At 62.0% G+C, this 24,293-nt stretch carries 29 protein-coding genes; 13 read left to right on the forward strand and 16 right to left on the reverse strand.

The window, feature by feature from the left end; all coding sequences use genetic code 11:
- Positions 1–36: 36 nt before the first annotated feature.
- The 3 genes from FJQ55_RS15105 to FJQ55_RS15115 all read right to left on the reverse strand — a co-directional run bounded on the left by FJQ55_RS15105 (position 37) and on the right by FJQ55_RS15115 (position 1,825).
- Entirely contained in the window at positions 37–396 is a 360-nt protein-coding gene (locus tag FJQ55_RS15105) for a response regulator (protein WP_113379275.1), read from the reverse strand.
- A 151-nt stretch (positions 397–547) separates the two neighbouring features.
- Positions 548–1,090 (reverse strand): hypoxanthine phosphoribosyltransferase, encoded by a 543-nt coding sequence (gene hpt, locus FJQ55_RS15110; protein ID WP_140829444.1) that lies wholly within the window; start codon positions 1,088–1,090, stop codon positions 548–550.
- Between the two features lie 84 nt (positions 1,091–1,174).
- Positions 1,175–1,825 (reverse strand): hypothetical protein, encoded by a 651-nt coding sequence (locus tag FJQ55_RS15115; protein WP_140829446.1) that lies wholly within the window; start codon positions 1,823–1,825, stop codon positions 1,175–1,177.
- 201 nt (positions 1,826–2,026) lie between these two features.
- Between FJQ55_RS15115 and ftsE the strand changes: the two genes are divergently transcribed.
- From ftsE to FJQ55_RS15135, 4 genes are all read left to right on the forward strand, one after another.
- Positions 2,027–2,686, forward strand: a complete 660-nt coding sequence (gene ftsE, locus FJQ55_RS15120; protein WP_167507738.1) for a cell division ATP-binding protein FtsE — start codon at positions 2,027–2,029, stop codon at positions 2,684–2,686.
- Positions 2,679–3,680, forward strand: a complete 1,002-nt coding sequence (locus tag FJQ55_RS15125) for a cell division protein FtsX (RefSeq protein ID WP_140829447.1) — start codon at positions 2,679–2,681, stop codon at positions 3,678–3,680. Before ftsE ends, FJQ55_RS15125 begins: the two co-directional genes overlap by 8 nt.
- A gap of 85 nt (positions 3,681–3,765) precedes the next feature.
- Positions 3,766–4,494, forward strand: a complete 729-nt coding sequence (locus FJQ55_RS15130) for a YdcF family protein (RefSeq protein ID WP_246085154.1) — start codon at positions 3,766–3,768, stop codon at positions 4,492–4,494.
- Between the two features lie 67 nt (positions 4,495–4,561).
- Positions 4,562–5,353: a lysophospholipid acyltransferase family protein gene (locus FJQ55_RS15135; RefSeq protein ID WP_140829451.1), complete on the forward strand. Its 792-nt coding sequence runs from the start codon at positions 4,562–4,564 to the stop codon at positions 5,351–5,353.
- Positions 5,354–5,359: 6 nt separating this feature from the next.
- Here the strand turns inward: FJQ55_RS15135 and FJQ55_RS15140 are convergent, their stop codons facing one another.
- Complete coding sequence (locus FJQ55_RS15140) at positions 5,360–5,893, reverse strand: gamma-glutamylcyclotransferase (RefSeq protein WP_140829453.1); 534 nt, start codon at positions 5,891–5,893, stop codon at positions 5,360–5,362.
- Positions 5,894–5,940: 47 nt separating this feature from the next.
- Between FJQ55_RS15140 and FJQ55_RS15145 the strand changes: the two genes are divergently transcribed.
- Positions 5,941–6,954 (forward strand): DUF2125 domain-containing protein, encoded by a 1,014-nt coding sequence (locus FJQ55_RS15145; protein ID WP_140829454.1) that lies wholly within the window; start codon positions 5,941–5,943, stop codon positions 6,952–6,954.
- Positions 6,955–6,959: 5 nt separating this feature from the next.
- Here FJQ55_RS15145 and FJQ55_RS15150 read toward each other — a convergent pair whose 3' ends face one another.
- On the reverse strand, positions 6,960–7,883 hold the full coding sequence (locus tag FJQ55_RS15150; protein WP_140829456.1) for a prephenate/arogenate dehydrogenase family protein: 924 nt from the start codon (positions 7,881–7,883) through the stop codon (positions 6,960–6,962).
- A 128-nt stretch (positions 7,884–8,011) separates the two neighbouring features.
- The gene (locus FJQ55_RS15155; protein ID WP_140829458.1) at positions 8,012–8,764 is read right to left on the reverse strand and encodes a class I SAM-dependent methyltransferase; all 753 of its coding nucleotides are present in this window, start codon (positions 8,762–8,764) and stop codon (positions 8,012–8,014) included.
- An 88-nt stretch (positions 8,765–8,852) separates the two neighbouring features.
- Here FJQ55_RS15155 and gloB point away from each other — a divergent pair, with 88 nt between their 5' ends.
- Together gloB and FJQ55_RS15165 are read left to right on the forward strand one after the other, a co-directional pair.
- Complete coding sequence (gene gloB, locus FJQ55_RS15160) at positions 8,853–9,623, forward strand: hydroxyacylglutathione hydrolase (protein WP_140829460.1); 771 nt, start codon at positions 8,853–8,855, stop codon at positions 9,621–9,623.
- The gene (locus FJQ55_RS15165) at positions 9,623–10,045 is read left to right on the forward strand and encodes a cupin domain-containing protein (RefSeq protein ID WP_140829462.1); all 423 of its coding nucleotides are present in this window, start codon (positions 9,623–9,625) and stop codon (positions 10,043–10,045) included. The genes gloB and FJQ55_RS15165 overlap by 1 nt, the downstream gene beginning before the upstream one ends.
- A 3-nt stretch (positions 10,046–10,048) precedes the next feature.
- On the opposite strand, the gene FJQ55_RS15170 is transcribed toward FJQ55_RS15165, so the two are convergent.
- From FJQ55_RS15170 to FJQ55_RS15180, 3 genes are read right to left on the reverse strand one after another with little or no spacing between them, the layout of a single operon-like run.
- On the reverse strand, positions 10,049–10,690 hold the full coding sequence (locus FJQ55_RS15170; RefSeq protein ID WP_140829464.1) for a lysoplasmalogenase family protein: 642 nt from the start codon (positions 10,688–10,690) through the stop codon (positions 10,049–10,051).
- Positions 10,691–10,702: 12 nt separating this feature from the next.
- Positions 10,703–11,581 carry an aromatic amino acid exporter YddG gene (yddG, locus tag FJQ55_RS15175; RefSeq protein ID WP_140829467.1) on the reverse strand — a complete coding sequence of 293 codons (879 nt, stop codon included), beginning with the start codon at positions 11,579–11,581 and terminating at the stop codon, positions 10,703–10,705.
- A gap of 32 nt (positions 11,582–11,613) precedes the next feature.
- Positions 11,614–12,396 carry a DUF3108 domain-containing protein gene (locus FJQ55_RS15180; protein WP_246085155.1) on the reverse strand — a complete coding sequence of 261 codons (783 nt, stop codon included), beginning with the start codon at positions 12,394–12,396 and terminating at the stop codon, positions 11,614–11,616.
- Between the two features lie 244 nt (positions 12,397–12,640).
- Between FJQ55_RS15180 and rpmB the strand changes: the two genes are divergently transcribed.
- Both rpmB and FJQ55_RS15190 read left to right on the forward strand, forming a co-directional pair.
- Entirely contained in the window at positions 12,641–12,931 is a 291-nt protein-coding gene (gene rpmB / locus FJQ55_RS15185) for a 50S ribosomal protein L28 (RefSeq protein WP_062282487.1), read from the forward strand.
- 153 nt (positions 12,932–13,084) lie between these two features.
- Positions 13,085–13,723, forward strand: a complete 639-nt coding sequence (locus FJQ55_RS15190) for a queuosine precursor transporter (protein ID WP_140829469.1) — start codon at positions 13,085–13,087, stop codon at positions 13,721–13,723.
- Between the two features lie 83 nt (positions 13,724–13,806).
- Here FJQ55_RS15190 and FJQ55_RS15195 read toward each other — a convergent pair whose 3' ends face one another.
- From FJQ55_RS15195 to FJQ55_RS15210, 4 genes are read right to left on the reverse strand one after another with little or no spacing between them, the layout of a single operon-like run.
- Positions 13,807–14,874, reverse strand: coding sequence for an esterase-like activity of phytase family protein (locus FJQ55_RS15195; RefSeq protein ID WP_246085156.1), 1,068 nt, complete (start codon positions 14,872–14,874; stop codon positions 13,807–13,809).
- On the reverse strand, positions 14,846–16,738 hold the full coding sequence (gene cobT, locus FJQ55_RS15200) for a cobaltochelatase subunit CobT (protein ID WP_140829471.1): 1,893 nt from the start codon (positions 16,736–16,738) through the stop codon (positions 14,846–14,848). The genes FJQ55_RS15195 and cobT overlap by 29 nt, the downstream gene beginning before the upstream one ends.
- Positions 16,739–16,750: 12 nt before the next feature.
- Positions 16,751–17,743: a cobaltochelatase subunit CobS gene (gene cobS, locus FJQ55_RS15205; protein ID WP_113379257.1), complete on the reverse strand. Its 993-nt coding sequence runs from the start codon at positions 17,741–17,743 to the stop codon at positions 16,751–16,753.
- Between the two features lie 60 nt (positions 17,744–17,803).
- Positions 17,804–18,430 (reverse strand): J domain-containing protein, encoded by a 627-nt coding sequence (locus FJQ55_RS15210; protein WP_140829473.1) that lies wholly within the window; start codon positions 18,428–18,430, stop codon positions 17,804–17,806.
- A gap of 104 nt (positions 18,431–18,534) precedes the next feature.
- Here FJQ55_RS15210 and FJQ55_RS15215 point away from each other — a divergent pair, with 104 nt between their 5' ends.
- Positions 18,535–18,816, forward strand: a complete 282-nt coding sequence (locus FJQ55_RS15215; RefSeq protein WP_113379255.1) for a BolA family protein — start codon at positions 18,535–18,537, stop codon at positions 18,814–18,816.
- Between the two features lie 12 nt (positions 18,817–18,828).
- On the opposite strand, the gene FJQ55_RS15220 is transcribed toward FJQ55_RS15215, so the two are convergent.
- The 3 genes from FJQ55_RS15220 to FJQ55_RS15230 are packed head-to-tail and all read right to left on the reverse strand — an operon-like array spanning position 18,829 to position 21,853.
- On the reverse strand, positions 18,829–20,139 hold the full coding sequence (locus FJQ55_RS15220) for an HlyC/CorC family transporter (protein ID WP_167507739.1): 1,311 nt from the start codon (positions 20,137–20,139) through the stop codon (positions 18,829–18,831).
- A complete protein-coding gene (gene aroB / locus FJQ55_RS15225; protein ID WP_140829475.1) occupies positions 20,136–21,263 on the reverse strand; it encodes a 3-dehydroquinate synthase in 1,128 nt (375 codons plus the stop codon). The genes FJQ55_RS15220 and aroB overlap by 4 nt, the downstream gene beginning before the upstream one ends.
- Positions 21,260–21,853 carry a shikimate kinase gene (locus tag FJQ55_RS15230; protein WP_140829477.1) on the reverse strand — a complete coding sequence of 198 codons (594 nt, stop codon included), beginning with the start codon at positions 21,851–21,853 and terminating at the stop codon, positions 21,260–21,262. The genes aroB and FJQ55_RS15230 overlap by 4 nt, the downstream gene beginning before the upstream one ends.
- Before the next feature lie 171 nt (positions 21,854–22,024).
- Here FJQ55_RS15230 and FJQ55_RS23565 point away from each other — a divergent pair, with 171 nt between their 5' ends.
- The 3 genes from FJQ55_RS23565 (at position 22,025) to FJQ55_RS15240 (ending at position 24,150) form a co-directional block, all read left to right on the forward strand.
- A complete protein-coding gene (locus tag FJQ55_RS23565) occupies positions 22,025–22,174 on the forward strand; it encodes a hypothetical protein (RefSeq protein ID WP_208758216.1) in 150 nt (49 codons plus the stop codon).
- Positions 22,175–22,191: 17 nt separating this feature from the next.
- A complete protein-coding gene (gene xerD, locus FJQ55_RS15235) occupies positions 22,192–23,133 on the forward strand; it encodes a site-specific tyrosine recombinase XerD (RefSeq protein WP_140829479.1) in 942 nt (313 codons plus the stop codon).
- 63 nt (positions 23,134–23,196) lie between these two features.
- A complete protein-coding gene (locus FJQ55_RS15240; protein WP_140829481.1) occupies positions 23,197–24,150 on the forward strand; it encodes an acetyl-CoA carboxylase carboxyltransferase subunit alpha in 954 nt (317 codons plus the stop codon).
- Positions 24,151–24,293: the final 143 nt, after the last annotated feature.

A 24,293-nucleotide genomic window follows, 5' to 3' on the forward strand; every position in this document is an offset into this window, starting at 1 on the left:
GGAGCGTTTCTAAAATATCGAACGTTTAGAAATCTGTCAGCCCGCCAGCGCCCGGGCAACGGCGCTGCGGATGTCCGGCAGCGCAAAGGGTTTCGACACGACATCAACGATCTTTGCGGCGAGATCGTCGGCGCGTTCGCGCTGTTCGGCATAGCCGGTCATCAGCAGGATCTTCATGTCGGGGAAATCGGAGGAGGCGCGATGGGCAAGCTCGATGCCGTCCATGACCGGCATGCGGATATCGGAGAGCAGCAGGTCGTATGAGCCCTCGGAGAGCTTCTCTAAGCCTTCCGCGCCATCGGCGGCCTCATGGGTCTCGTGACCGTCCAGACGGAGCGCACGGGCGACGAAGGAGCGAAGCGAGTCTTCGTCTTCGGTAATGAGAATTCGCGCCATGGTTGAAATCTGCCTCCGTCATGGATTCATTGTTCAGGCAGGCAAATCACCAGATCTTCCTTGTCGAGTGGTAAACGCCGGACCTTTCGTCCGGCGCCATGGTTAACAAGTCTCTTCGTCGAGGAGACGGATCGTGCCAGATCGGGACGGCTCAGGCGTCGCCGGTGACGACACCGACGAAGGGGAGTTCGCGGAAGGCATAGGCCACGTCCATGCCATAACCGACGACAAAGTAATCGGGGCATTCGAAACCGACGTAGTCGGCCTCAAACTGTTCTTTCCGCTTTACTTTCTTGTCGAGAAGGACGGCGATGGTGACATTTGCCGCGCCGCGTTCGTACATCAGCTCTTTGGCGAACAGCAGGGTTCGGCCGGACTCGAGGATATCGTCAATGAGGAGCACATTGCGGCCCTTCACGTCACTGTCGATGTCCTTGATGATCTTCACGCCCTGCGACACCGTGCCTGTGCCATAGCTGGACAGGGTGATGAATTCGACCTCCGGTGCCAAGCCCACGTGATGCAACGCACGAATGAGATCGGCGGCGAAGATGAAGGAGCCCTTGAGCACGGAGATGACCAGCAGGTCGTCGCAGGGACCCTTCATGATCTCGGCGGCAAGCTCGCGATTGCGGGCGTCAATCTGCTCAGGTGTGAAAAGCGGTTCGATGTTCTTTCCGCGAACGACGGGCATGGCGGTCTCCTTGATGCGGGCCGGAAATGGCCTCACCCGGCAAGCTCCGCCGGAAAGGCACTGCCATTAGCACAGTCGAATGGCTCAGGCACCCGCATCTTCGAAGGAAAGCCGGAGTTCCGGCGTTTTTCCCCCAGGATGCTGGAGGCGGGCGGCAAGGCCGCGGCTCTGCCCGCCCTCAAGAGAGGCCACCGGCGGCTCGACATAGGTGCTGGCAATGACCTGACCGCCGACGAGTAGATCGGCCCGGACACGAGGCAGCGCGACCTCACGGTCCGTGCGGTTTTCGACGATGGCGCTGATCAGCAGCACCCGCATGCCGTTTTTGTCCTGCGGGGTGAGATTGACATGGGTGAGGTCGAGCGGGCGGGCATCGAGTTCGGGATGGCTCGCCCCGCCAAAGGCGAGATGACCGGCAAGGGAGAAGATCGACACGAAGGCCAATGCGACGATAAGCGCGAAAGAAACTTCGGAAAGGCGCTGCAGCCGGCTCTCGACGGTAACGAAGGCAGTGCGGACGCGGGCCTGCAGCTCGGCAACCGGAGACCGGATCTCCGTTACCTGTGTGCGCGGCGCGTCCTTATGCACCTCCCTGATGACGACGAATTGGGCATCGATGACTTCAGCGCCGGACGGGCGGGAGGGATTGCGATCAAGCTTCCGTCGCGCACGATCCGGCGGCAGGAGGTTCGCCTCGGGAGGGGCAGCCTGCGGCTGATGACGGAATGCACGCATGGGTTAGACCTTTCGCACAGCCAAATTCGGGGACTCCGAAACTCGGCGGTTGAAACGAATCCACTCCAGACGTAAATTCAAATGGTTAATGCTTCGGAAAGAAGCCCTTAAAGCACCGCTTTCCCCGCATGCGTTTACCGGCCGTTGACGATCCTCGTTTACGAGCCCCAGACCTCGGATTTGTCAGACTGGGCCCAGCCGTTGATCCACTTCGAAAATGTCGGCCTGCGTTATGGGATGGGACCGGAGATTCTCCGCGACCTCACTTTCGACGTGCCGAAGGGGTCGTTCCAGTTCCTGACGGGACCTTCGGGCGCCGGCAAGACGACGCTGCTGCGCCTGCTGTTCATGTCGCTGCAGCCGACCCGCGGCCTGATCCGCAGCTTCGGCCGCGACATCACCCGCATCCCCCGCGCGGAGCTTCCCATGCTGCGCCGACGCGTTGGCATCGTCTTCCAGGATTTCCGCCTGTTGGAGCACCTGACGACCTACGAGAATGTGGCGCTGCCGCTGCGCGTGCGCGGTAAAGAGGAGCAGAGCTACAAGCAGGATGTGATCGAACTTCTGAAATGGGTGGGGCTTGGCGAGCGCATCAATGTGCTGCCGCCGGTGCTCTCGGGCGGCGAGAAGCAGCGCGTGGCGATCGCCCGAGCGCTGATCGACCGGCCGGAAATCCTGCTCGCCGACGAACCGACGGGTAACGTCGATCCGCCGATGGCGAGACGCCTGCTTAGCCTCTTCCTCGAACTCAACCGGCTGGGCACTGCCGTGATCATCGCGACCCATGATCTGGCGCTGATGGATCAGGTCGATGCGCGGCGCATGATCCTCACCGACGGGCGGCTCGACATCTATGAATGAGCGCGCACAGCCGGAGCCAAAGCAGCAGAAGCGCCGCGTCGAGATGACGGTGAGGCCGACCGCGCCGATCCTGCCGCCCTCGAACATCCAGGGCAATGCGCTGATGGTGGTGATTGCCATCATGGCCTTTCTCGCCTGTCTGACGCTTGGCGCGGTCTCGATGGTGCGCGCGACTGCGACCGGCTGGCAAAGTCAGATCTCCCGCGAGATTACCATCCAGATCAAGCCGGAAGACGGGCTGGATATGGGAGCAGCCCTTGTCAAGGCGCGCGATCTGGCGCTCACCTTCGTCGGCACGCGCGACGGACAGATCATGGACGACAGCGCAACGGCCCGCCTGCTCGAGCCATGGCTCGGCACCGGCCTCAACCTCGAGGACTTGCCGGTGCCCAGATTGATCGTCGTCACGATTGACGAGACCAACCCTCCGGATTTCGAGGCGATGCGGGCGCTTTTGAAAGAGGAAGTGCCGCAAGCCTTCCTCGACGACCACCGCACCTGGGTGAACCGACTGGTGCAGATGGCCCATACGACGGTGCTGATTGGCGCCGGCGTGCTGATCCTCGTCTTTACAGCCATGGTGCTGACGGTGGTTTTCGCCACGCGTGGCGCACTCTCGGGCAATCGCCACATCATTGAGGTGCTGCATTTCGTGGGCGCCGAGGGCAGTTTCGTGGCGCAGGAATTCCAGAAGCACTTCCTGAAGATCAGCCTTAAGGGGGCGGCAGCCGGCGGTATTCTGGCAGCAGCTCTGTTTGCGCTCGCGAGTTTCTGGCAGAGCCGGTCCTTGGCGACGCCGGAAAGCGATCAGGCAACGGCACTCTTCGGCACCTTCACCATTGGCTGGACTGGTTATCTCGGCATCTTTGCGACCATGATCGTCATAGCCCTTTTGACGACGATTACGGCGCGGATCACGGTCATGCGGACGATCTACGAGATCGACCTGATCCGGTCCGACCCATCCCGCACCGACGGGTTACTGGATGATTGATGACATCTCACATGTTGACTCGCCTTAAAGCCGCCTGTTCCGTGTGAGACATGCCGGCGATTCACCCACGAAGACCATGGAGCGGATGACGCGACACGAGCCGCAGAACGAGCCATTCAGCAACGGCGCGGCCCCCGGCCCGAGCGCCGGCCTGTTTGCGCGCCGCGGCATCATCCGGCGCGTGCTGCGCTATGGCGGCATCCTCGTCCTGCTGGGGATCGCGATGATCGTTGCGGGCTTTCTCGTCTTTGCCGACCAGGTCACCAATCTGCGACCGCCGGAGGTGGCGAAGGCGGATGCGATCGTCGTATTGACCGGAGGCTACCAGCGGATCGAACAGGCAATCGACCTGTTGAAACGTGGCTATGGCAAGCGGCTGCTGATCTCGGGCGTCAATCCACAGACGACAGCCGGACAGATCCGCAGGGCGACCCGCACCTCACCTGACATCTTCGAGTGCTGCGTCGATATCGGCTATTCAGCAATTGACACGATCGGCAATGCCAATGAAACGGCATCGTGGATCCGCGACAAGGGCTACCGCTCCGTTCTGGTGGTGACGAGCAACTATCACCTTGCCCGCAGCCTGATGGAATTGCGCCGCAGCGACCCCGGCACGGAATTCGTCGGCTATCCGGTCGTTGCCTCCGATCTCAAAACCAAAGCCTGGTACAGCGAGCCGGATGCCATGCGCACCATGCTGTTCGAATATGGCAAGACCATCATCGCCTATGTCAGGGGCCTTATCGGCTGGAGTGGCGACAAGGGACTGCGGCCCGACGGAGAAATAACCGAATCTGGCCGCAACTCCTGACCGTGAGTCGGCTTTTGCTGGCGACGCTTTTGGTCTAAGCACGACCTGCACGTCGAGAGAGCCCTTCATGATTGCCTTCCGGTCCATCCTGTTCAACACTGCCTTCTATGCGAACCTCATCCTTCGGATGATTGTCCTGTCGCCGATCTACTTCCTGCTTCCGCGCAAGCGCGCCTACTTCATTCCGAAGAATTGGGCGAAAGCCAACCACTGGCTGATGAAGACGATCGTCGGAACGACCTTCACCGTGGAGGGACTGGAGAACATTCCGAAGGGCGGCTACATCCTGGCGCCGAAGCACCAGTCCTTCTGGGACACCTATGCACTGCTGCCCTGGCTCGACGACCCGGTCTATATCCTCAAGCGTGAGCTCACCTGGATTCCGATCTTCGGCTGGTACATTGCCAAGCAGCGGATGATCCCGGTCAACCGCGGCGCCAAGGGCAAGGTCATGGCGCAGGTGATCGAGCGCACCAAGATGGAAATGGCAACCGGCCGCCAGCTGATCATCTATCCGGAAGGCACGCGTCGCCCGCCGGGAGCCCCGCCGGAATACAAATATGGCATTGCGCGGCTTTACCGCGACCTGAATGTTCCTGTCGTGCCTGTGGCCATGCATCCCGGCCTGTTCTGGCCACGGCGCAAGTTCCTGCGCTTCCCCGGCCATTTCACCGTGCGCATCCTGCCGCCGATCGAGCCGGGCATGGACCCGGATGCTTTCCACGACAAGCTGATGCATGACCTGGAACAGGCAAGCGACGAACTGCTGGTTCAAACCGCTCGCGACAATCCGGAGCTTCCCTTGCCGCCGACGGCCATACAACGGTTGAAGGAACTGGGCGCAGCGAGAGACGTTTGACGCTTGTCAGCCGGTGTGGTCGAACTTCGCGATCGCATCGACGACGCTCTCCAGCCACTGATCGCGGATACCGAGTTCGCGCAGATGGGAGACGGTATTGGCGACATAGACCGGATTGGCGCCGGAGCGGCCGACGGCGCCATGCACGACCCGCGCGGCCTCATCGACGCTGACATTGCCCGCATATTGCGGATGGGAGCGATCGATCACATAGGTGAGCGCAGAGACCTGACGCCCATCGCCGAGCACGAGACGCACCGAGCGCTCAAGATAGACGCTGGTGACCAGTTCCCGCTCGCGCAGATAAGCGAGAGTATGGTTCCAGTCCGGCTCAGAGACCCGAAAGGCCACGCCCTTGCAGGACCCGCCGCGGTCGAGGCCGAGCACTAGACCGGGGCGCTCCTCCGTGCCACGGTGGACATAGGAGCGCACGCAGAGAGACCGCCGGTAGCCGGCAAGACGCGCCGTCAGTCTTTCCTCATAAGGAAAGCCCGGGTTCCACATCAGCGAGCCGTAGCCAAAGACCCAAAATTCGTCCATATCCCAGGCCAATCCATAAATAGAAACTACGCAGCGAGGAGACTTCCATGGCCATGCCGTCGACAGCGCCGCAAAGCCCGACCAGTCGCAAGGTGCTCCTGCTCGGCGTTTTGATCGTCCTCTTCATCGCTGTCTATAGCGTCGCCTGGTATTATGCCGCAGAATTTCTGCGAAACCGCATCACAGGCTTCTTTTCGGGCGGAAATCCGGCCGGTGTGACCGCCAATTGCGACAACGCCACCATGGGCGGTTATCCCTTCCGCTTCCGGCTGAATTGCGACCGCTTGTCCTTCGACGACAACTTCCAGGGCATTTCCGCTTCGTCAGGCCCCATAAGGGCTGCGGCACAGGTCTATGATCCCGGCCATGTCGTCTGGGAGATGGACGGCCCGGCAGAAGTTCGCTCCGCGCTCGGCTTCAACGCCGTGCTCGAATGGGGCGACCTGCGCTCAAGCTTCCGTGCCGGCCTGACCGGTCTGCAGCGCAGCTCGATGGAATGGACCGACCTTCGCACCAGGGTCACCTCCACCGTGACCAACCAGCAGGTCGAGGTGGTGACGCCACATCTGGAAACCCATGTGCGCCAGAATAACGGCAATCTCGACTATGCGGCCCTGACCCGCGACGCGGTTATGACGGTGGACGGGGCCGCGATCGCGCTGCCGCCCGTTTCGGCCAGTTTCGACACGACCTTTGTCGATCGCGGCGGGCTGCTCGACCCACGCCTTGCCCATCGCCAGCAGCTTTACGGCACCAAGGGGGAACTTCGCCGCATGGTGGTGGACCTCGGAGAAGGCCGTGTTCTGACGCTGAGCGGGCCATTCTCAGTGGGCGACGACGGTCTGATTTCCGGCTCGATCCGCATCGAGATCGAAAAAATCCGCGCCTGGCGCGACGCGCTGAAGAGCGCCTTCCCGGACAAGCGCGGCACCTTCGATGACATCGCCAAAGTTCTGCGCGTGCTGACGCTTGGCCGTGACGACGGATCCGCCGAAGTCACCATCCAGAACGGGGTGGCCATGCTCGGCTTCATCCCGCTCGGCCAGCTCCCGCCGCTCTGAACGGCCTATTTGTCGAGGGCGTGACGCCCGAAGTCCGGCGAATCGACGTCCTGGCCGGCCTGGACGATGGAGCGGCGAATGGTGCGGGTGCGCGAGAAGAGTTCGAACAGCTTGTCGCCCTCGCCCCAGCGGATCGCCCGCTGCAGATAGGCAAGGTCTTCGGAAAAGCGCGCCAGCATCTCCAGAATCGCGTCCTTGTTATGCAGGCAGACATCGCGCCACATGGTCGGGTCCGAAGCCGCGAGACGGGTAAAGTCGCGAAAACCCGAGGCGGAATACTTGATGACTTCGGATTCGGTCACTGCTTCCAGATCATCCGCCGTACCCACGATATTGTAGGCGATGATGTGCGGCAGATGCGAAACGATGGCCAGAACCTTGTCATGATGCTGGGGATCCATCTCGTCGATCATGGAGCCCAGCGCCTTCCAGAAGCTGCTGAGACGCTCGAGAGCTGCCCTATCCGTCCCCGGCAGCGGGGTGAAGATGCACCAGCGTCCCTTGAACAGACCGGAGAAGCCGGCGTCGGGGCCGGACTTTTCGGTACCGGCGAGCGGGTGGCCGGGAATGAAATGGACGTTTTCCGGCATGTGCGGCGCCATCTGGGCGATGACCGACGCCTTGGTCGAGCCGACATCGGTGACGATGGCGCCAGCTTTCAGATGCGGCGCGATCTGCTGCGCGACGGCTTCCGACGCGCCGACCGGGACGGACACGATGACGAGATCGGCATTTTTTACCGCTTCTGCCGCAGATGTCGTGTAGGCGGTTCCGAGTTCGAGTTCCTCTGCCCGGTTCAGTGTCTCGGCGCTGCGGGTCGAAATGACCACCTCGCGCGCCAGCCCGAATTTCTTGATGTCGCGGGCGATCGAGGAGCCGATCAGGCCGATACCGATCAGGGCGATGCGATCGAACAGGATTTCAGACATCAGCGAAGTTCCATGAATGCGCAATTGAGGGCACGGGGAAGCCTGCGCCCTTCACTCGGCTGGCAATAAAACGGAAACGCCCGTTTGTCGAGGCGATCGCAAGGTCCGGCCGCGTGTCGGCAAACGGTTTACGGTTGGCGCGGCAGGCTGCGTGCCGTTGGGATGCCCTGCGGCGCGAGGACCGGTGCGAAGACGCGACGCGAGGCGCGCGAGGCAACCGGCAACCCCTGATAGAGCCGCTTCTGCGCCTCGACGACGATGACTCCGGAAAAGGCGGGCCACAGGATCCGACCAATGCGTTCGAAGCCACGCCGAAGGCGGAGGATTGCGCGGATCTTGGACGGCGGAAAGAACAGCGCCTCGGCAGATGCGCCGGGGGTGAAATTCGTCTCGCGCAACAATGCCGTGAGCTGGTCTCGGGAATAGGGCCGGCCTGAGCCAAAGGGTGTATGCTCCATGCGGGCCCAGACGCCGCGCCTGTTAGGCACGACGATGACCAGACGACCACCGGGCGCCAACACGCGCCAGATTTCCTTCAGCGTCTCGCGCGGGTTCTCGGCAAATTCCAGCGAATGCACCATCAGCACCCGATCGACGGAACTATCGGGCAGCGGAAGCTCTTCTTCAAAGACGAGCGCGGTGGCAGAGGGCTCGCCAACCGGCCAATTCACGGCCCCCTGCCCTGCGGGCATGAAAGCCATGGTACGTTCGGTAGCGCCGCGGAAGCGTTCGAGGAAGGGTATGCAGTAGCCAAGGCCGACAAGGCGTTCCTGCGGCAGCCGGGCCCAGACCGAAGACAAGGCCAGGGCGATCGACTGTTCCGCTACACGCCCGAGCATGGTGTAATAAAACTGGCGTAGATCGACGATATCGACATGCATGAACTTATTGTTAGCAGCCGACGATTGGAACTCAAGGCGCAACAAGGTACATTTGCGCCAAAGAGGCGGGACAAGAAACGGTACAACAATGAAATCACTACAGATCGAGGTTTTCCTGTGCCGAAGTGACAACTTCGGCGTCCTTCTCCACTGTCCAGAATCCGGGCTTACGGCCTGTATCGATGCGCCGGAACTGGCGCCGATCCAGGCGGCGGCGGAAAGACGGGGCTGGAAGATCACCCATATCTTCACGACCCACCATCACGGCGACCATGTTGAAGCGAACCTCGCGCTGAAGGAAGCCTATGGCTGCGAGATCACCGGCCCGCGTAACGAAGCGGTTGCCATACCCGGCATTGACCGTACCGTCGACGATGGCGACGAGTTCATGTTCGGCACCCATCCCGTGCGCGTTATCGAGACGCCCGGCCATACCGCCGGGCACATCTGCTACTACTTGCCCGAAGACATGCTGCTCTTTGCCGCCGATACGCTGTTTGCGCTGGGCTGCGGCCGATTGTTCGAGCGTTCGGCCATGGACATGTGGCATTCACTGCAAAAACTCGCCGAGCTCCCCGACGAGACGATCGTTTATTTCGGCCACGAATATACGCTCTCGAACGCCCGCTTCGCACTGACCGTCGACCCCGATAACACGCGGCTGAAGACCCGGGCGGAGGTCATCGAGGCCCAGCGCAAGCGCGGCGACTTCACCATTCCGACGACGATCGGATTGGAAAAAGAAACCAATCCCTTCCTGCGCGCCGCAGATCCCGACATTCGCAAGACGCTCGGCATGGAAACGGCGGCCAATGACGAAGTCTTTGCCGAGATTCGCAAGCGCAAGGACAATTTCTGATGCAGGCAGCCGATATCATCCAGGCCCTCAGCATGCAGCGCCATCCCGAGGGTGGCTGGTACGTCGAGACATTCCGCGATGCCAATGGCGGGCAACGCGGACATTCGACCGCGATCTACTACCTGCTGGAGGCCGGCGAGCGTTCGCATTGGCACAAGGTCAAGGATGCATCGGAAGCCTGGCACCATTATGCCGGTGCGCCGCTGGCGCTCCATCGCTCGAAGGACGGCGTGACGCAGGAGACCGTGCGGCTCGGCCCCGACATCCTGGCCGGCGAACGGCCGCAGGCGATCATCGAGGCCGACGAATGGCAGTCGGCCGAAAGCCTCGGCGCCTACACGCTGGTCGGCTGCACCGTGGCCCCCGGTTTCGACTTCTCCGTCTTCGAGATGGCACCGCCGGGCTGGCAACCCGGGCGATAGCCGTCACAGGCGCGACAGGGTGAGCGTCAGGATGACCTGGGCCGCGTAATAGGTGACCCAGACGAGGTGGGCGGCAAACCAGTCGATCGGGTGGCCGGGACCGGTCCAGTATTTCCGGATGGTTAAGACCACGTCCGAGAAGATGAACAGGGCCGCACCGAAGAAGGTCAGCGGATCGGCGAGCCCGAGCGTGAGCCAGACCAGCACCATGAAGACGAGCACATAGAGGCCGATCGGCAGGGCCATGCGGCCGGCCGGTCGCCAGATGCGCGCGAGCACGCCGCAGGTAAAGCCCGCGACGGCCAGGCCTCCGGCGATCCGCCACGGTTCGGATGCGGCAAGCGCCACATCGGCGACCCCGGCGATGAGCGCGATATAGGCAAGATGCGAGAGAAGGAAAGCGACGACGCCACGGATGAAGGCCTTGTCTCCGTCGAAGGCGAGCGAGAGATCGCCGAGGGCCCCGAGAAACAGCGCCAGGGCGAGAAGCGGCGGGGCGCCGACGGCAATCGCATAGACGCAGAGCAGCACGACCGGCGAGGTCTTCCAGATTGCACGCACGACCGTTTTCTCGCGCGGCAGGATCCAGAGATAGCTGGTGCCGAGTGCGACCGAGAGCGCAAGAATGCCGGTCGCACTGCCCATGGCGTCTCCCGTCTAGCTGGTGGCGTCCTTCTTGCGGAAGACCATATCCTTGGCTGCGAGCAGCGCGCCACCGGTGATCAGGATGCATGCGAGACCAATAGTGGTCGTAAAGTCGCCAAACCCAAAAATGATCAGGTTGAGGGTCGAGAGCAGAGGCGCTGCATAGCTTGAGGCACCCAGAATCTGGATGTCACCGTTCTTGACCCCATAGTCCCATGTGTAAAAGGCGAGCCCCACCGGCAGCAGGCCCAGGCCGACAACAGCTACCCATTGCGATGGGCTTTCCGGCCAGACGGTCGTCTCAAGTGTCAGGTGGCAGGCGAGCGATAGGATCGAGGTGGCAAGACAAAAGCCGGTGACGACATCGGTCGAAACGGCTTCGAACTTGCGGCTGACGAGCGAATAGGCAGCCCAGGTGAAGGCGCAGAGGAAAGCCGCGGCGTATCCCAGGCTATAGGTCGGATCGAAGGCGAGGCCGTCTCTGGAAACGATCAACACCGTGCCGGCGAGCCCGGCGATGGCACCGAGGATATGATGCCAGCCAAGCTTTTCACCCGGCAGCAGGGCAGAGCCGACCACGATGAGCAGAGGCCAGAGATAGGCGATCAGGCCCGCCTCGACCGGCGGCGCATTCCGCAAGGCCGTGAAATAGAGAAAGTGATAGCCGAATAGCCCGCCGACACCTGCAAGCCAGACCTTGAACGGCTGGCGCAAGGTCTTGAGGCGCTCGGGTCGGACGATGAACAGAAGGATGCCGGGCAGACTGCCGATCGCAAAGGTAATGGCCGAAAGCTGGAACGGGGGCATCTTTCCGGAAGCCGCCGTCATCAAGGCGAGGATGGACCACATCAGGATGGCGGTGAAACCGATCAGCGTCGCCCTGGTCTTCATGCAAATACCCCATATGCGGGGCCTGCCCCCTCTTATCCGTCGAACGCCTCTGCCGAGACATGCACCGTCCCATACCGGGTCGGAATCTTGGCATAGACGGGAGCATATAGCTTCAGCGTCGCCGTCTTGGCAAACCAGATCTCCATGCCGGTCACCGACTTCAGGTACTCAATGTCCTTGCGGCCTTTCTTGTAGCCGGCGATGGGCACGTAGCGGACGGAGCAGACGACCGCATCGCCACTGGCCTTGCCGGCCGTAAACGGGGCGGTGCCGCCGGGGGAGAGCACGAGATCCATCCGGCTTTCACCGTCATAGATCGGAAGGGTCCGCGAACAGACGTCGGCATCGCCCGGAATCAGAAGCGCACCGATCGGGTCGAGCACCGATTTCAGATCGGCATCGGTAACAGGCACCCAGGATTTTGGTCGCGGTTTCGGCGGTGGTTCCACCGTGGTCTCGACGGCAGCGCCATCGGCATAGGTGATGGTGTAGCGGCTCTTCTTGTTGCCACTCTTGTAGTCGAGGCGATACCGCTCCGGCTGGAAGCGGTTGCCGGCAAAAATGCCCGAGACACTGCTGTCGGCCGAAACTTCGCGCACCACATCGACGAGGCCCGAGGACCGGAAGCGGCCGGAGATCTCGTAGCGATCGTCCTTCACCTCCGTGCGAAACGTCAGCCGCGCGATGGGCAGGATGCCGAGCGACACGTTGTAAGCGGTATCGTAATGATAATCGGCCGCCTCTCCTGAGACTGCAAAAGGCAAGAGCGAGACAAAAGCGAGGGCAGCTGTGACAGCGAGGCCGGATCGACGCAAGGACACCATCTCCATGTCGGGGGAATGCCGAAGCTCCGGCATTGAACAATGACATCCATGCCGTTGGACTGTGGCAACAAAATAACGTAAGACGGCGCGACAGTCTGGAAAATCCAAGGTTTGGCTTGACGGGCCGGTTCTCACTGACTATAGAACCGCAACTTTCCAATCAGACGCTGTTGGATTGCCTCACCGGCATTTGCCCGGTAGCGATGCGATGGCCTAGAAAAACAATAGGTGTACCATGTCCCGCAGTTGCGAATTGACCGGCAAGGGCGTCCAGTCGGGCAACAATGTAAGCCACGCGAACAACAAGACCAAGCGCCGGTTCCTGCCGAACCTGTGCGACGTCACGCTGATCTCGGACGCTCTCAACCAGCGTTTCCGCCTGCGCGTTTCGGCTGCTGCCCTGCGCACGGTCGAGCATCGCGGTGGCCTCGACGCCTTCCTTCTCAAGGCTTCTGAAAACGAACTGAGCATGCGCGCTCGTCTGCTGCGTCGCCAGATCGCCAAGAAGACCGCCGAAGCCGCATAATAGCCGCTTATCGGAATGAACGATGAAGGCTTGGCCGGGCATCCGGGCAAGCCTTTTCGTTTGGGAGCATGCCCCGCTGAACGACCGGCCGCATGAGCCTCACGACCAAACAGTATTGTCCCTCCAACTGGTGGCATCACCCAGGATAAAAAAATGCTGAACGCACGCTATTTCCTTGCCTACAGCCTGCTCATGACGGCCGTCGTCGTCGCCTCGAACTTTCTCGTGCAGTTTCCCCTGCAGGGAACGCTTGCCGGCATCAATCTCGCCGATCTTCTCACCTTCGGCGCTTTCACCTATCCGGTTGCCTTTCTCGTCACGGATCTGACCAACCGTCAGTTCGGCCCGACGGCTGCCCGCAAGGTGGTGTTTGTCGGCTTCATTGCCGGCGTGGTTCTCTCCATCCTGCTGGCGACCCCGCGCATCGCGGTTGCTTCCGGTTCGGCCTTCCTGGTCGGTCAGTTGCTCGACATCTCCGTCTTCAACCGCCTGCGCCGTTTGGCCTGGTGGAAGGCACCGCTCATGGGTTCGGTCATCGGCTCCGTTCTCGACACCGTGATCTTCTTCTCGCTGTCCTTCGCGCCGGTTTTCGGCTTCATCGGCCCGAATGACGACTTCGCCATTGCGGCTGCCCCGATCCTTGGCGTGATGAGCGCGGAAGCCCCGCGCTGGATCTCCTGGGCGATCGCCGACTTCAGCGTAAAGATGCTGATTGGCATCGTCATGCTGCTACCCTATGGCGCGCTGATGAGCGTGCTGCGGCCCATGCCGCAGGTCGAGCGGGCCGCCTGAGAACGCCGAGGCGATAGAAACAGAAAAAGGCCGGTGCCAGGAGATGGCGCTGGCCTTTTTCTCTGTCTGCATCGGGGATTGTTTTACCGCTCCAGGCGGAATTCCAGCATCAGCGTGCGCTGCAGGATCGAGTGGTTGTCGTCGGAAACGACGATCAGATGCACCGAGCCATCTTCGGCGACAACAGCGTCCATGCCTTCCATATTGTCGATCTGCGAGCGGTTGTCCGCCTCGAAGATGATCTTGCCGTCGACCACGGCACCGGGGCGGATGGTATCGCCTTCGATCCGCCGTAAGCGCATGCCGACGCCGGTGGCGATTGAGAAGCGGCGCTCCAGGAGAAGCAGGTCGCCATTCGGCAGGAAGGCGCCGTCGGTGATCTCGAAGCCATCATGTGGCTTGACCCGGAACTCCCCTTGAAGAGGACCGGACAGGATGCCGGCATAGTTGTTGCCATTCTCGTCCACGCTCTTTTCAGAAAGGGCGAGAAGCGCACCAGCTAGCGGGCTTGCGGACGGCGACAGCACCAGCGCTTCAATACCGCCATTGCTGCGGAGCTGATTGACGTCGAAGGGAAGAGGCAGAGGAGCGGAGGCCTGCGCATGGCCGAGATCAGACGACGGCGCGTAGGAAACGACGCGGTGACGCTGCTCGAAGCCGACATAGGCGCGATCACTCTCGAGTGCGAGGCTTTCGGCATCCACCAGATATTTGGACGGGCTGACTTGCCCCTCCTCGTTCAGCAGGGGCGCGAGCCTGACATCGGCAACGCCGGACAAGCGGCCGACCGCATCGCGGGTGATGCGCCCCTCGATGAAGTAGCCGGTGTCGAAGACGCCCAGGAAATGTTCGGCATCCCGAAAACGGATTGAGGAGAAGGCGCCGAACAGCGGTTCGGAAGATGACAGTTCGAGGCCGCCGACAAAGGTCAGCCCCGGCTCGAGACGCGGTGTACCACCCAGCGTGCCGGTCATGCCTTCGAGACTGGAGATGACCGTGCTCTCGACAGGGATGGAGAGCACATCACCGGGCGCGATCTCTGCCGGTGCGGTGCAGGCGGTGAGAAGGATCAGCCAGGCGCTCGCGGCCAATCGGATGGTGATGTGACGTGAGAGGCCGCGCTCAGGCACGCAGGCGCCGCCCGCTGCCACCCGACGCCTTGTCCTCGAACAGCGACGCGAGCTGCTCGGTCATCGCGCCTGCCAGTTCGTCGGCGTCCACAATCGTGACGGCGCGGCGATAATAGCGCGTGACGTCGTGGCCGATGCCGATCGCGAGCAGTTCGATAGGCGAGCGCGTCTCGATCTGGTCGATGACGGCGCGCAGATGGCGTTCCAGATAATTGCCCGGATTGACCGACAGGGTCGAATCGTCGACCGGAGCGCCATCCGAAATCATCATCAGGATCTTGCGCTGCTCGCGGCGTCCGATCAGGCGGTTATGCGCCCACATCAGCGCTTCCCCGTCGATGTTTTCCTTGAGCAGGCCTTCACGCATCATCAGGCCGAGATTGCGGCGCGACCGGCGCCAGGGGGCATCCGCGGACTTGTAGATGATGTGGCGCAGGTCGTTCAAGCGACCGGGCGCCGGCGGCTTGCCACCCGCCAGCCAAGATTCGCGGCTCTGGCCGCCTTTCCAGGCCTTGGTGGTGAAGCCGAGGATTTCGACCTTGACGCCGCAGCGCTCCAGGGTGCGGGCGAGAATATCGGCGCAGGAGGCGGCAACCGTGATCGGGCGACCGCGCATCGAGCCGGAATTGTCGATGACCAGCGTCACGACCGTGTCGCGGAACTTCGTGTCTTTCTCCTTCTTGAAGGAGAGCGGCTGCATCGGGTCGATGATCAGGCGCGTGAGGCGCGCCGGGTCGAGATAGCCCTCTTCCAGATCGAAATCCCAGGAGCGGTTCTGCTGCGCCATCAGGCGGCGCTGCAGGCGGTTTGCAAGCCGGCCGACGGCGCCCTGCAGATGGGCGAGCTGCTTGTCGAGGAAGGCACGGAGACGGTCCAGTTCAGCCTCGTCGCACAGTTCTTCCGCGGTGATTTCCTCGTCAAATTCCTGGGTGAAGATCTTATAGTCGACCTTCTCGTTGAAATCGTCGAAGGGGGTTGCCGGACGGCGCATTTCGCCGGGCGTCTCGCTATCGTCGTCGCCCTCGTCCGACATCTCCTCTTCGGAGATTTCGGCGCCATCCATCTCGCCGTCGTCGAGCTGTTCCTGGGAGGCTTCGCTGTCCTCGGCGGGGGCGGAATCCTGGCCGGCTTCTTCCTCGGCGCTTTCCTGCTCCTGCTCGCCGCTGCGCGGCTGTTCCTCGTCGGTCGACTGGTCGTCTTCGCCCTGCTCTTCCTCGTCGCCCATGTCCTCGGCCATTTCCATGGACGAGAGCATGTGGCGGATCACACGCGAGAAGGCCTGCTGGTCTTCGATGACGGCAGCGAGATTGTCGAGGTCGCCACCGGCCTTGTCCTCGATGAAGGGGCGCCAGAGATCGAGCACCTTGCCGGCGGTTTCCGGCGCCTTCTGGCCGGTGAGCTTTTCGCGCACCAGCATGGCGACGGCCTCCCCGATCGGCGCATCCTCCTGGCGGCTGATCGTCGAGAAATTCGCCTTGGCGTATTTCTCCGTGTTCATCGACTGGATGTTGGAGGCGACGCCCGGCATGCGCAACGAACCGAGCGATTCGACACGCGCCTGTTCGACGGCATCGAAGATCGCACGGGCATCGGCACCCTGGGGCGCCATGGTCGCATGGACCTTCTGGTCGTGGCAGGCCAGACGCAACGCCATGCTGTCGCCGAGACCCCGGGTCACGGCGAGTTCATGCGCGGTCGGGCGCTTGGACAGTTCCGGCAGGCGGATGCGCTCGCCGGCAAGGCCGGGGCGCTCATTGGCGAAGGCGACCTCGACCTGCGGATCGCCCGCGATCGAGCGCACGCAGCCGGTGATGGCACGGCGCATCGGCTCCATGTCCACCACGCCGCCGGCTTTCGCTTTCGAATTGTCGCCCCGCACTGCCATGCTGTTCAGTCCTTATGCGCCAAGCACGATATTGGCCGCACTTTCCTTGAGTTCTACGCCGAAGGCGCGCTGATACTGCTCGGCCACCAGCGTACGCTCGAGCTCGTCGCACTTGTTGAGGAAGGTGACCCGGAAGGCGAAGGCAACATCCCCGAAGATCTCGGCATTTTCGGCCCAGGTGATGACGGTACGCGGGCTCATGACGGTCGAGAGGTCACCGTTGATGAAGGCGGCGCGGGTCAGGTCGGCAAGGCGGACCATGCGCGAGACCGTGTCGCGGCCTTCGGCCGTTGCGCCGAAGCTCTTCACCTTGGCCGAGACGATATCGACTTCCTTGTCATGCGGCAGGTAGTTCAGCGTCGTGACGATCGACCAGCGGTCCATCTGCGCCTGGTTGATCTGCTGCGTGCCGTGATAGAGGCCGGTCGTGTCGCCGAGGCCAACGGTGTTGGCGGTCGCAAACAGGCGGAACGCGGGATGAGGACGGATGACGCGGCTCTGGTCGAGAAGCGTCAGGCGGCCGGAGGATTCCAGCACGCGCTGGATGACGAACATCACGTCCGGGCGGCCGGCATCGTATTCGTCGAAGACGAGCGCGACATTGTGCTGGTAGGCCCAGGGCAGGATACCGTCCTTGAATTCGGTGATCTGCTTGCCGTCTTTCAGGACGATGGCGTCCTTGCCGACGAGATCGATACGGCTGACATGGCTGTCGAGGTTGACGCGCACGCAGGGCCAGTTGAGGCGGGCGGCCACCTGCTCGATATGGGTCGATTTGCCGGTACCGTGGAAGCCGGAGACCATGACGCGACGATTGTGGGCAAAGCCGGCGAGAATGGCGAGCGTGGTTTCGCGATCGAAAAGATAGTCCGGATCGAGGTCCGGCACATAGGCATCGCCCTTGGAATAAGCGGGCACCCGAATATCGCTGTCGATACCAAAGACCTCACGCACCGACACGGTGGTGTCGGGGAGATTGGTAATATCAAGATCCATTTTGCTCATCGTTTCTCCATGCCGGGCGCCACCGACCGGCCGCATGTCATCGCTGCTTGTGTGTTCGGATTAACAGAAACCGGCCTGCTTTAACAATTTGTACGCTTCAATGACAGCGCGAAAACGCTCTTCGGAAGCCCTGTCTCCGCCATTTGCGTCGGGATGGTGTTTTTTTACAAGCTCCTTGTACCGGGTCTTGATGTCGGTCGGTGTGGCGCTGACGGTAAGTCCAAGCGTATCCAGTGCTTTTGCTTCGAGCGTCTTGAGTTTTCGATCCGCCGCCTGATAGCGCGAGGCACCGCCCCGGCCCTGCTGCACGAAGCCGAAGGGATCCTTGATGCGCGCCTGTGACGCAGCCGAGCCGGAGCGCATGGTGGAATGGATCGGGCTGGATTTCGCGGCCTTGTTCACCCCGACCGTCCATGTCGGCCGATGGCCGGTGATCGCCTCCTTCTGGTAGCGCGCGATCTCGCTGTCGGACAGGCCGGAGAAGTAGTTGTAGCCCTTGTTGTATTCCTTCACATGTTCGAAGCAGAACAGGAAGAACTGCCCCTCCGCATGCCGACCCACGGGCGCGCGATGGGCACCCGGCTCGTTGCAGCCGTCCCATTGGCAGGTTGGATTGGATTGTTCCGGCTCCGCCGCACGCCGACGTTTGGTGCGGATCGGATCGAAGTATTTCGAGTCGAGTTTCATGCGCTAATTATGGGGCGCGGGCGAGGGCCCGACAAGAATTGACAAACGGGAATGTTGAGCGCTTTGTGGGGCTTTATCCGAAGCAGTGCCAGGGAGTATGGGCTATGTCGTTGCGCGAGCGGATCGAGGCGAAACTCACCGAGACCTTCGCGCCGGAACGGCTCGTGGTGATCGATGAAAGCGCCCACCACGCCGGCCACCAGCCCGACATCACCGGTACCGGCGAGACGCATATGCGCGTCAGGATCGTGGCGAATGCCTTTGCCGGCATGACGCGGCTTGCGCGTCACCGGGCCGTGAACGATCTGCTGAAGCCGGAAATCGACGCGGGCCTGCACGCGCTAGCCATCGAGCCGGCGGCACCGGGCGAAGCGACCCGCTGGTAAGGCAGGCGCCTATCAGGCCGGGGTTTCCGTCGTTTCAATCGGCCGGATGCGCAGCCGGGTGATGCGGTTCTTTTCCCGCTTAAGCACGATGAAACGCTTGCCGTAGAAGGTAAACGCCTGGCGCTCTTCAGGGATCGTCTTGGATTCGTGAATGACGAGGCCGGCGATCGTGGTTGCCTCTTCGTCGGGCAACTGCCAGTCCATGGCCCGGTTTAGATCGCGGATCGGCACGCCGCCATCGACCACGATAGAGCCGTCGCTGTCCTGTCGCACGCCCTGGATTTCGAGATCGTGTTCGTCGGAGATATCGCCAACGATCTCTTCGAGGATGTCTTCGAGCGTCACGACACCCTGCACTTCGCCATACTCGTCGACGACGACGGCAAAATGCGTCTTGCGGCGCAGGAAGGCGTTGAGCTGGTCCTTGAGATTGGTGGTGTCGGGCACGAACCACGGCTTCTGGGCGATCTTGACAATGTCGATGTCCTGCGGCTCGACATTGGGTTCGGCCAGCGCCCGGATCAGGTCCTTGGCGTGGATGACGCCGATGATGTTGTCGGTCGCACCGCGCCAGACAGGCATGCGCGTATAGGGGCTTTCGAGAATGGTGCGAATTGCGACCTCGGGCGGCTCGTCGGCATTGACCGCCCGCATGGCCGTGCGGTGGATCATGATGTCGGAGACTTCGAGTTCACCGAGATCCAGTACCCCGCCCAGGCGGTCGCGATCGGCCTTGACCACACCGCCCTCTCTGTGGAGCAAGGCCACCGCGCCACGCAGCTCCTCATGAGCCGATAGCATCGAGGCCTCGCCGGAGATCGACACGCCGAAGATGCCGAGCAGCTTGCGCACGATCCAGTTGACCACGCTCGACAGCGGTCCGACGATCGCCACGTAAGGCCTGACGACAGGCGCGACGAACAGGGCGAACCTCTCGGGCGTCGAGATGGCCCAGCTCTTTGGCAGGACTTCCGAGAAGATGACGAGCAGGACTGTCATCAATATTGTGGCGATCGCCACGCCGGAATCGCCCAGCAGGCCGAGGAACAGACTGGTGGTGAGCGAGGACGCGAGGATGTTGACGAGGTTGTTGCCGATCAGCAGCGCCCCGATCAGCCGGTCGCGCCGTTCGATCAGCGAATTGACCAAGCCGGCGCGCGTATCTCCATTGACCTCAAGCCCGTGCATGCGGGCCCGGGATGTGGCGGTAAGGGCCGTCTCGGCACCGGAAAAGAAGGCGGAGGCACAGATCAGCCCCAGGATGGCGAGAAGCGTTAGCCAGTAATCCGACAGGTTCGATAGAAAGGTCTGGATCTCCATCATGACGTCCGCATCTCCTCGATGAAGCGCTCGACTTCCGAGGCCGGCACGTCGTCGGCGACGAAGGATTCTCCGAGGCCACGGGTGAGGATGAAGGTGAGCTTGCCACCCTTGACCTTCTTGTCCTGGGCGATGGCATCCATCAACACCTCGGTCGGCGGCAGCTCGCCGGGGATCTCCGACATGCGGGTGGGCAGGCCGACGGCGCGCAGATGCGCCTCGACACGATCGGCGAGATCGGGGCTCGCCAGATTCATCCGGGCCGAGAAGCGATGGGCGAGCACCATGCCGATCGACACCCCTTCGCCATGCACGAGACGGCTGCTGTCATACTTCGTTGCGGCTTCCAGCGCATGGCCGAAGGTATGGCCGAGATTGAGCAGGGCGCGGCGACCGTTTTCCCGCTCGTCGGCGGCCACCACATCGGCCTTGGCCTGACAGGAGACGGCGATCGCCTCGATGCGGGCGGCACCGCCGGCAAAGACGTCGCGCCAGTTCTTCTCCAGCCATTCGAAGAAATCGGGTTTGTCTATCAGGCCGTATTTCGCGACCTCGGCATAACCGGCGCGGAATTCGCGCTCGGACAGGGTGTCCAGTACGTCGGTATCGGCGAGCACCAGATCGGGCTGATTGAAGATGCCGATCAGGTTCTTGCCCTGGCGGGCATTGATGCCGGTTTTGCCGCCGACGGAGCTGTCGACCTGGGAGAGGAGCGAGGTCGGGATCTGCACGAAACGCACGCCGCGCCGCACGATGCCGGCGGCAAAGCCGGTGAGGTCCCCGATGACGCCGCCACCCAGCGCGATCACGGTGTCGTTGCGCTCGATCCGCGCTTCCAAGAGCACGTCGCAGACATTGGTGAGGCTGTCGAAGCTCTTGGTCTTCTCGCCGGCCGGAAGCGTGACGGAAACTGCTTCGATGCCGTCGGTCTGCAGGCTGTCCATCAGACCATCGAGGTAGCGCGCGCCGACATTCTCGTCGGTGACGATGGCGGCGCGGCGACCCTTGATGCGGCTCGTGATCTCGCCACCGGCTCGCGCCATCAGGCCCGGCCCGATCAGGATGTCATAGGAGCGATCGCCCAGCGGCACATGCACCAGGCGTTCCGAGGTTTCGAGCTTGGTCATTTCCGTTCGTCCTTACCGATATGATCAATGACAGCGGCAAGCACTTCGCCGGCAATCACCTCCTTGCGCTCATCCCTCGACTGCACGGTGATATCCGCCAGTGCATAAATGGGATACCGCTTGTCCATCAGATCCTTGAGAGTCTGCTTGGGATTTTCCGTTTTGAGCAACGGCCGGTTATCCCGCTTGTTGACGCGTTCCCACAGCACTTCGAGATCCGCATTCAGCCAGACGGACAGGCCACCGCTGCGTTCGATCTGCTTGCGGGTCTTGTCGTTGATGAAGGCACCGCCACCGGTCGACACGACGCGCGGACCGGAACGCATCAGCCGCTTGATGACCCGCGTTTCCAGCGCCCGGAACTCCTCTTCGCCATAGGCAGCGAAGAGTTCGGGGATAGTCATGCGCGAGACGCGCTCAATCTCGGTATCGGTGTCGATGAAGGGAAGCCCGAGCTGCTGGGCGACGATCCGCCCAATCGCCGACTTGCCGGCCCCCATCAACCCGACGAGAACCAGATTGCGGCGACCAAGCGCTGCCTTGGCGCGCTCACCGGGCGAGGGAGCTAGGTGAAAGATCGTATCGGTCATCGGCCTGTTCGCAACTGTTTCATGACCTATTGACAAATAGGGGGCAAGCGTCAAGCCGTAGGCCGCAAACGGGCCACGCTGTCCCGTCCTTGCATCTCCGAGGATAGATCTTGCCTTGCATCTTGGTGGCGCTTCTCCCTATCTAGACAAACTGAACCTCAAGGACTGCCGATGCCAACCCTCTTCCGGTTCCTCTTCTTCTGCGCGACGATCGTCGGCATCGCCTATTTTACGATGTGGTCCTTTGCCGTCTTTGTCGAGCCGAGGGAACGGGATGTTACGGTGCGCATTCCCTCCGAACGAATCAACCCCGTCGAATAGCCAGAAAGGAGAAAGGCGTGTCGGATCTGAGCGGCGCTCGCGTGGACGCCTTTCTAGAAATGCTAAGCGCCGAACGGGGCGCGGCCACCAACACGCTTCTGTCCTATGAGCGCGATCTCGAAGATCTTGCCTCGTTCCTGTCCGTGCGAAAGGTATCGATCGGAAACGCCAGCCGTGACGACCTCGTCGCCTATCTTGCCGACCTTTCCCGCCGCGGCTTCCAGCCGACTTCGCAGGCAAGACGGCTCTCGGCCATGCGGCAGTTCTACAAGTTTCTCTATGCGGAGAACCTGCGCGGCGACGACCCGACGGCAATTCTCGATGCGCCGAAAAAGGCGCGGTCCCTGCCGAAGATCCTGACCGTCGAGGATGTCGGGGGCATGCTGACACTGGCTGAGGAAGAGAGCCGAATGGAGGGTCCCGACCAGCCGCAACGCATTCGCCGGCTGGCGCTTCTGGAACTGCTCTATGCGACTGGTATGCGGGTGAGCGAACTCGTGTCGCTGCCCGCAAAGGTCCTGACCCAGGAGGGACGTTTCCTGGTGGTGAAGGGCAAGGGCAACAAGGAACGGCTGGTGCCGCTCTCCAGAACGGCCATCGAGGCGCTGGCGCGATACGGCGCGATCCGTGCGGAAAATCCGGTTCATGCCGCAAGCCCCTTCCTCTTTCCGGCCGCCTCGAAAGAAGGTCACCTGCCGCGACAGGTCTTTGCCCGCGAGTTAAAGGATCTCGCGATCCGGGCCGGATTGTCTGCCGATGCCGTGTCTCCGCACGTGCTGCGCCACGCCTTTGCCAGCCATCTTCTCGGCAATGGCGCCGACCTGCGCGTGGTGCAGGAACTGCTGGGCCACAGCGACATTTCCACGACACAAATCTATACGCATGTGCTGGATGAGCGGCTGCAGCAACTGGTGCAAACACATCACCCCCTTGCAAAACAGGCCAAAAACCCCGATTAGGACCGGCAAAGCCGGTTCCTGCGGGCAGCGCGCCCGAAGGGACGAACGATCGGAACGGAGTTCATGCACAATTATCTCGACTTCGAAAAACCCATCTCCGACCTCGAGGCCAAGATCCGCGAACTGAAGAAGATCGCGGAAGAGGACGAGAGCATCGACACCTCGGAAGAGATCAGCCGGCTGGAAAGCCGCGTCGACGAGGCGATGGTGGAGATCTATTCGAAGCTGAACGCCTGGCAGAAGACGCAGGTCGCGCGCCATCCGCAGCGCCCGCATTTCGTCGATTACGCGGAAGCCCTCTTCACCGAATTCACACCGCTGGCCGGTGACCGCAAGTTTGCCGAAGACGCCGCGATCCAGGCCGGTCTCGCCCGCTTCCGTGGCCAGCCGGTCGCCGTCATCGGCCAGGAAAAGGGTAACGACACCAAGTCGCGCATCAAGCACAATTTCGGTAGCCCGCGTCCGGAAGGCTATCGCAAGGCGATCCGCGTCATGGAAATGGCCGACCGTTTTGGCCTGCCGGTGATCTCGCTGATCGACACGGCAGGCGCCTATCCGGGCGTCGGCGCCGAGGAACGCGGCCAGGCGGAAGCCATCGCCCGCTCGACCGAAATGTGCTTAGGCCTGAAGGTTCCAATGATCTCCGTCGTCATCGGCGAAGGCGGCTCCGGCGGCGCGATCGCGATTGCCACGGGCAACCGCGTCTACATGCTGGAGCATGCGATCTACTCGGTCATCTCTCCGGAAGGGGCAGCCTCTATTCTCTGGCGTGACTCGACCCGCGCCAAGGAAGCGGCAACCAACATGAAGATCACGGCGGAGGATCTCAAGGGCTTCGGCATCATCGACGGCATCATTCCCGAGCCCGTCGGCGGCGCCCATCGCGCCCCCGAAAAGGTGATCAACGCCACCGGCGACGTCATCTTCACGGCGCTGAATGAACTCTCCACACAATCGGGCGACAAGCTGCGCAGCGACCGTCGGCAGAAATTCCTCGATATCGGCCGAAATCTCTGACACTGCAGGCTATTTGCCATCACTCCGCCGTTTTGCCGCCATAGCGGCAGAAGGCGGGTGAGGCCTACCGGTTTCCGGTGGTTTATAATTTGTGAAGAAAGACATTATAAACTATTGATCCCGGGCTCCTTGAGCCTGTCTAT

Source organism: Rhizobium glycinendophyticum, assembly GCF_006443685.1.
Classification (GTDB): domain Bacteria; phylum Pseudomonadota; class Alphaproteobacteria; order Rhizobiales; family Rhizobiaceae; genus Allorhizobium; species Allorhizobium glycinendophyticum.

Coding starts and splice junctions, on each gene's coding strand:
- FJQ55_RS15105 (WP_113379275.1), bottom strand. CDS start 396: ATGGCGCGAATTCTCATTACCGAAGACGAAGACTCGCTTCGCTCCTTC.
- hpt (WP_140829444.1), bottom strand. CDS start 1,090: ATGCCCGTCGTTCGCGGAAAGAACATCGAACCGCTTTTCACACCTGAG.
- FJQ55_RS15115 (WP_140829446.1), bottom strand. CDS start 1,825: ATGCGTGCATTCCGTCATCAGCCGCAGGCTGCCCCTCCCGAGGCGAAC.
- FJQ55_RS15125 (WP_140829447.1), top strand. CDS start 2,679: ATGAATGAGCGCGCACAGCCGGAGCCAAAGCAGCAGAAGCGCCGCGTC.
- FJQ55_RS15130 (WP_246085154.1), top strand. CDS start 3,766: ATGACGCGACACGAGCCGCAGAACGAGCCATTCAGCAACGGCGCGGCC.
- FJQ55_RS15135 (WP_140829451.1), top strand. CDS start 4,562: ATGATTGCCTTCCGGTCCATCCTGTTCAACACTGCCTTCTATGCGAAC.
- FJQ55_RS15140 (WP_140829453.1), bottom strand. CDS start 5,893: ATGGACGAATTTTGGGTCTTTGGCTACGGCTCGCTGATGTGGAACCCG.
- FJQ55_RS15145 (WP_140829454.1), top strand. CDS start 5,941: ATGGCCATGCCGTCGACAGCGCCGCAAAGCCCGACCAGTCGCAAGGTG.
- FJQ55_RS15150 (WP_140829456.1), bottom strand. CDS start 7,883: ATGTCTGAAATCCTGTTCGATCGCATCGCCCTGATCGGTATCGGCCTG.
- FJQ55_RS15155 (WP_140829458.1), bottom strand. CDS start 8,764: ATGCATGTCGATATCGTCGATCTACGCCAGTTTTATTACACCATGCTC.
- gloB (WP_140829460.1), top strand. CDS start 8,853: ATGAAATCACTACAGATCGAGGTTTTCCTGTGCCGAAGTGACAACTTC.
- FJQ55_RS15165 (WP_140829462.1), top strand. CDS start 9,623: ATGCAGGCAGCCGATATCATCCAGGCCCTCAGCATGCAGCGCCATCCC.
- FJQ55_RS15170 (WP_140829464.1), bottom strand. CDS start 10,690: ATGGGCAGTGCGACCGGCATTCTTGCGCTCTCGGTCGCACTCGGCACC.
- yddG (WP_140829467.1), bottom strand. CDS start 11,581: ATGAAGACCAGGGCGACGCTGATCGGTTTCACCGCCATCCTGATGTGG.
- rpmB (WP_062282487.1), top strand. CDS start 12,641: ATGTCCCGCAGTTGCGAATTGACCGGCAAGGGCGTCCAGTCGGGCAAC.
- FJQ55_RS15190 (WP_140829469.1), top strand. CDS start 13,085: ATGCTGAACGCACGCTATTTCCTTGCCTACAGCCTGCTCATGACGGCC.
- cobT (WP_140829471.1), bottom strand. CDS start 16,738: ATGGCAGTGCGGGGCGACAATTCGAAAGCGAAAGCCGGCGGCGTGGTG.
- cobS (WP_113379257.1), bottom strand. CDS start 17,743: ATGAGCAAAATGGATCTTGATATTACCAATCTCCCCGACACCACCGTG.
- FJQ55_RS15210 (WP_140829473.1), bottom strand. CDS start 18,430: ATGAAACTCGACTCGAAATACTTCGATCCGATCCGCACCAAACGTCGG.
- FJQ55_RS15215 (WP_113379255.1), top strand. CDS start 18,535: ATGTCGTTGCGCGAGCGGATCGAGGCGAAACTCACCGAGACCTTCGCG.
- FJQ55_RS15220 (WP_167507739.1), bottom strand. CDS start 20,139: ATGATGGAGATCCAGACCTTTCTATCGAACCTGTCGGATTACTGGCTA.
- aroB (WP_140829475.1), bottom strand. CDS start 21,263: ATGACCAAGCTCGAAACCTCGGAACGCCTGGTGCATGTGCCGCTGGGC.
- FJQ55_RS15230 (WP_140829477.1), bottom strand. CDS start 21,853: ATGACCGATACGATCTTTCACCTAGCTCCCTCGCCCGGTGAGCGCGCC.
- FJQ55_RS23565 (WP_208758216.1), top strand. CDS start 22,025: ATGCCAACCCTCTTCCGGTTCCTCTTCTTCTGCGCGACGATCGTCGGC.
- FJQ55_RS15240 (WP_140829481.1), top strand. CDS start 23,197: ATGCACAATTATCTCGACTTCGAAAAACCCATCTCCGACCTCGAGGCC.